Consider the following 5,106-nt stretch of genomic DNA (forward strand, 5'->3'; position numbering starts at 1 on the left):
CACATGGATGTTCCAGTTCAACGATTCGATTCAGACATATCGGGTCGCCGTGTTCCATACACCAGCCTCCGCTCCCGGCGAAGTGGTATGGAACAACATCACGCATGTATTCGGAACGGAGGGCACCCACAGAATCACCTTGAACATCAGCGATGCGCTCCCTCCGAACCAGGTGTGGCCTCACAATGTGTCTCAGGACATCAGTGCTAATGTGATGGCAAACAGGGTCCCGATGATGACGGAGATTTCTGCATTTCCATCGAATCCTGTTATGATGGACGTGTCGCTAGGGTATGTCCTGGTCGAATTCACGGTTGGGACCTACGACATGGACGGAGACGTTCTCACAGTTGTTTGGGACTTCGGGGATGGTTCCCCGAGCGCTACGAACCTGTCGGACGGGGGACCATCCGTCTATTACTTCGTCCAGAATCACAACTACACTAGCACCGGGAACTACAATGTCACAGTGACCGTAAGCGACGGACGGACCGGTCACGATGTCACCAAGTTCCTCGTGTTGCATGTTACTTCGAATGACCTTCCACCGACGATCATGAGCTGGACCTCGATTCCAGGAAGCAACGCATATGTTGGCGAGCCGATCACGTTCACGCTCGTTATAGCTGATCCTGAGCAAGACCCGATTGAGCTTGTCTGGAACTTCACTGATGGGAGCTCGCTTGTGTACGTGAACCTGACTGAGTTTGTGGATGGTAACACTACAAGTGTCGTCGAGCATTCATTTGCGTCTGCTGGAGCACATGAAGTCAAGGTGCAGTTCACCGATAACAAGGACGGTCTCTTTAATCACATCATCACGTCAACATATTCCATTGATGTGATCCCGGATGACGTGTCTCCGGTTGCCAACGCCGGAATGAACCTAACCGTGCCTCCCGGGACCTTGGTCCAGTTCAATGGGTCCGGCTCTCATGACAATGTGAACATTGTGACCTACACATGGACGTTCATCTACGATGGAGCACCGGTCACGCTTACTGATCCTGAACCGGTCTTCACATTCTTGATTTATGGTGTCTACGACGTCACCCTCAATGTGACAGATGCTGCGGGCAACTTTGACACAGCCACTGTGCGGATCACCGTCGAGCCGGTTATCCCAGAGTTCCCAAATGCGCTGGTTCCAATTGTCGGAATACTGGTGTTGTTCATCGGGGCTGCAATCAGGCGTGGATCAAGAGAAGACTAGGCGCCAGACTTCTGGCTGCTGTTCTGGACCAAGCATAGATAGTCGATGTGCGTCTGCTGGGATTTGTATCCCTGAAGAGCTAGTAGGTCGCAACTCGGATTCAACCATCAAGGGATTGAGGCTGGGGCCAAAACTATTTCCCATCTTCTTCCTTTTCATTCTCTCGAAGGCTAGTGTGAGTCATGACCGAGATGCTATACATGAAGGACGTCGAATCGAACTACATCAAGGAGTTCGATGCGAAGGTCATCGAGCGTGGGTTCGATTACGTAGTGCTTGACAGGACTGCCTTCTATCCGCTGGGGGGTGGACAGCCTTCTGACACCGGTTGGCTCGAATGGCCGGGCGGCAAGGCTGAGGTCAGAGAGGTGACCAAGAAGGAGGGCGTGAAGCACCATTTGGTTCAGAACCCAGACATCGTCCCCGAGCTAGTGTACGGCGCAATCAACTGGGAGCGAAGGTACGCCCATATGAGGATGCACACCGCACAGCACATAGTCTCTGGCGTCGTCTACGATCTCTACAAGGCCCGGACCGTGGGCAACCAGCTCTATCACGATCGCTCGAGAATAGATTTCGCACCTGTCAAGTTCACAGATGAGATGATATCCGACGTCGAGAGGAAGTGCAACGAGATACTCGCTTCCGGAGCAAAGGTCGAGATATGTACCACTTCTCGAATAGAACTCGAGAAGGAAGTCGATGTCCAAAGGGCCAGCCTCGATCTCCTGCCGAAGTCCGTCCAGGAACTTCGAGTTGTCAGGATTGAGCAGTATGATGTTTGTCCTTGCGCAGGCACCCATGTGCGCTCCCTTTCTGAGCTGGGCAATGTCAAGATCACCAAGCGCGAGAACAAGGGAAAGGATCGCGAGCGGATCACTTACGAGCTCGTCTAGTAATGGATTTCTGCCGCTGTAGAACTTGGAATCTGGTTCATTGCCATTGCTCGTTGGAGCCCTAGGGAATCCAGCTAAACACTTAAGTACACCGGCGGTGGTTATTCGTGCCAGAGGATCAGAATGGCAGGGGTAGGAACGGCAGCACAAGTATCAAAGATGTCAATGATGTTCAGCGCGGCATTCGCAGTGATAGGAATAGGTCTGCTTTACTTGGCCATCGTGATATCCGATGCCTCCAATGAGATGAAAGTGATCTGGGCGAGCGGCCTGTCGCTTACGGTCGCCTTCGTGTTCTTGCTAGTGTGGTCAATGGCGAAGGACTCGATCAAAACCTACGAGAGAGAGCTGAAGCGGAAAATATCCCCATAGACAGGCCCAGGCTCTAGACCACCTTTCTGTTGCTCCCGTTGCTCCTATCGATATCCAGGGCTGCGTCGAGCAGGAGCTCCATGAGGTCGACGACCTTGATACCTGGAACAGTCCTGAGTTGCGTCTCGCAGAAGGGACATGAGGTGACAAGAGTCGTGGCTCCTGTCGCCTTTGCCTCTGCAATCCTCTTGGCCGATAAGTCTCGTGACAGCTTCGGAAAGGCCGATTGCAGGCCCGCGCCTGCGCCGCAGCACCTCGATTCGTAGCCGTGGTTCGGCATCTCAATCAGGGTTGCGACGGCCGCCACTATCACTCTCGGTTCATCGAATATGCCACCGAGACGACCGAGATGGCAAGGATCGTGGTACGTCATCCGCTCCGACGATCTCTTGACCTTGAGCCTGCCCTCCTTGACCAGCGAGGCGATCTCCTGGGAGACATGGACGACCTTTATTTTCGACCCGGCCTTCTCAATCGACTTCCTCAGGGTGGTGAAGCAGCCGGGGCACGCGGTCACGATTTTCTTGATGCCCAGCGACTCGAACTTCCTGATGTTTTCGGCCGAGAGTTCGTTGAACGCGTCGGTCTGCCCAACTCGGAGCAGTGTGGATCCGCAGCAGGGCTCGTCCTGTCCCATCGTTGCGAACTTGACATCGGCCTTCTGAAGGATCTTGGCACTAGCCACCAGGCTCCTGTTGAGATTCTTCGTCACGGCCGATGTGCAGCCCGCGAAGAACAACACATCCTGCTGTCCCGGTGCCGCCTTCGGTATGTTCAAGCCCTTCGTCCACCGGTTCCTTGCGCTCCTGGGCTGGAACCACGGATTCCCGTAGTTCTTTAGGCTTGCGGCCAGGGAGGAGTGTTCCTTCATCGGTTCGACGCCATGCTTGAGCAGGTATTCTCTGAACACCTGCGTGTGCTCGGTGTTTTTGAGCGAGCACCACCTGTCGCAGTTTCCGCACAGGGTGCATTCGAAGGCTGCCTGGACGACAGCTGGTGTGATCTCGAATCTGCCTTGAAGCAGTCCCAGCATCGTCCTGTTCCTGCCTTTCATGCACAGGGTTTTGATCTTCATCGTCTGGTAGACGGGACACCCTCTCTCGCAGAACCCGCATGATGTGCCAAAGCATGTCTCGAGCTCATCCTTGAACTCCTCGAGCCCGCTCATCCCTTATAGACCTCCCTTGGGAACTTCTTGCCAGGGTTCAGGATGCCCTTCGGGTCGAACAGCCTCTTGACCTCTCTCATGTATTTCAACGAGGCTCCATGCTCTACCTCAAGGTAAGGTGCCTTCTGGTTCGAATCGCTCATGAATGTGCTCATCGTGCCCTCGAATGCCACGGCCAGCTTGCTGAGCTCATCGTGGAATTCTCTGAACCTGCGGACCTCGTCCGCGCTCCTGTAGTCCACGAAGACGGCACATGAAAGAGAGAAACCAATGCTGTTGGGATGCTCGAGGTACGCGTTCATCCCAATGATTTCCAGGTTGTGTTTCTCCGCCACGTCGACGAACTTGTGATAGAACTCCTCGAGCCTGCCTACGGGCACTCCAGGGTCCGCCGCTCCGAACTTCTTCTGCTTCTGCGAATCGGGCCACTTCTGCTTGAACGGCTCGAAATCAAGAGTGTATTTGGACGCCCACCATGCATCGACTATCTCGCGTTCTTCTACCAGCTGGCCCTCGAAGTCCTTCGATATCTTGATCGCATAGTTCCTTTGGGACTCGACGACTTCCTGGTCTCCCGCGAAGGCGATCGCAAGAAGCGCCTCAGCCCATGCTGGAATGACGGGGTCCTTGCCGAACTTCTGTTTGTAGCTCTGAGTGTAGAACTTGAGCCTTTGTTTGCAGTTGATGTGCGCAGCCTCTATGCACAGGCCGGCTTTCAGGAGCCTGCTTAGATAGTCGACCGCGGCGCCCATGCGCGGGAATACGATCATGTCAACCCTTCGTGTGGCCGGGATAGGCTCCAGCTTGAGCGTCGCCTCGGTTATGATGCCCAGGGTGCCCTCGCTGCCAGCCAGCAGATCCTTCAGCTTGTACCCTGAGGATGTGAAGTGCGCCTTTCTGTGACCGAGCTCCAGGACCTCGCCCGTGCCCGTGACTATCTCGGCGCTGAGTAGGCAGTTCAGTATCTTGCCGTACCGGACGCCGAACGTAGAGTCGTTGTCGCACGCTATCGCGGCGCCTATGGTGCTTACCCATTTCGATTCCGGCTGATGCGGAAGCCAGAGGTCATAGGGCTGTACAGCGTCGTTGATCTCCTGAAGAGTCGCTCCTGCCTGCACGCGAATGGTCTGGTTCTTGGGGTCTACCTCGACCACTGAGTTCATCGTGGTCATGTCGACGTATATGCCGCCGTAGATGGCCATTGCCCCTCCGAGCATTCCGGTGAGGCCAGCACCTGCAGTGACAGGCACATCATTCCCGTAGGCTACCTTGATGATCCGCTGGATGTCCCGTGTTGTCCTGGGAAGGACCACCACATCCGGGGGAAGAAACTCGTCAGGAGTCCTTGGGCTCCAGTCAGCACCATAGACGAACCTCTCTGATGGGTCCAATAGGACCTTCTCCTTTCCCAAGGCGGTCACGAGCTCGTCGATGTATGACATGTTGTAGTATTGAGA

General features: G+C 54.9%; 5 protein-coding genes. 3 read left to right on the forward strand and 2 right to left on the reverse strand.

Annotated elements, in window-relative coordinates; all coding sequences use genetic code 11:
• The 3 genes from KJ653_00350 to KJ653_00360 all read left to right on the forward strand — a co-directional run.
• Positions 1-1,213 (forward strand): PKD domain-containing protein (locus KJ653_00350; GenBank protein MBU0684291.1); only part of this gene is annotated, 1,213 nt, incomplete at its 5' end.
• 182 nt (positions 1,214-1,395) lie between these two features.
• Positions 1,396-2,109 (forward strand): alanyl-tRNA editing protein, encoded by a 714-nt coding sequence (locus KJ653_00355; protein ID MBU0684292.1) that lies wholly within the window; start codon positions 1,396-1,398, stop codon positions 2,107-2,109.
• A 123-nt stretch (positions 2,110-2,232) separates the two neighbouring features.
• On the forward strand, positions 2,233-2,481 hold the full coding sequence (locus tag KJ653_00360) for a hypothetical protein (protein ID MBU0684293.1): 249 nt from the start codon (positions 2,233-2,235) through the stop codon (positions 2,479-2,481).
• Between the two features lie 13 nt (positions 2,482-2,494).
• Here the strand turns inward: KJ653_00360 and KJ653_00365 are convergent, their stop codons facing one another.
• Both KJ653_00365 and KJ653_00370 read right to left on the reverse strand, forming a co-directional pair.
• Entirely contained in the window at positions 2,495-3,649 is a 1,155-nt protein-coding gene (locus tag KJ653_00365) for a (Fe-S)-binding protein (GenBank protein ID MBU0684294.1), read from the reverse strand.
• Positions 3,646-5,106: FAD-binding oxidoreductase (locus tag KJ653_00370; GenBank protein ID MBU0684295.1), on the reverse strand; the 1,461-nt coding region annotated here is incomplete at its 5' end. The genes KJ653_00365 and KJ653_00370, both read right to left, overlap by 4 nt.

The sequence above is a fragment of the Candidatus Thermoplasmatota archaeon genome (assembly GCA_018814355.1).
In the GTDB taxonomy this organism is placed as follows: Archaea; Thermoplasmatota; Thermoplasmata; order UBA10834; family UBA10834; genus COMBO-56-21.

Bases quoted from the DNA above. Each gene is read 5' to 3' on its own strand.
- KJ653_00360 (MBU0684293.1), top strand. From the start codon at position 2,233: ATGGCAGGGGTAGGAACGGCAGCACAAGTATCAAAGATGTCAATGATG.
- KJ653_00365 (MBU0684294.1), bottom strand. From the start codon at position 3,649: ATGAGCGGGCTCGAGGAGTTCAAGGATGAGCTCGAGACATGCTTTGGC.
- KJ653_00355 (MBU0684292.1), top strand. From the start codon at position 1,396: ATGACCGAGATGCTATACATGAAGGACGTCGAATCGAACTACATCAAG.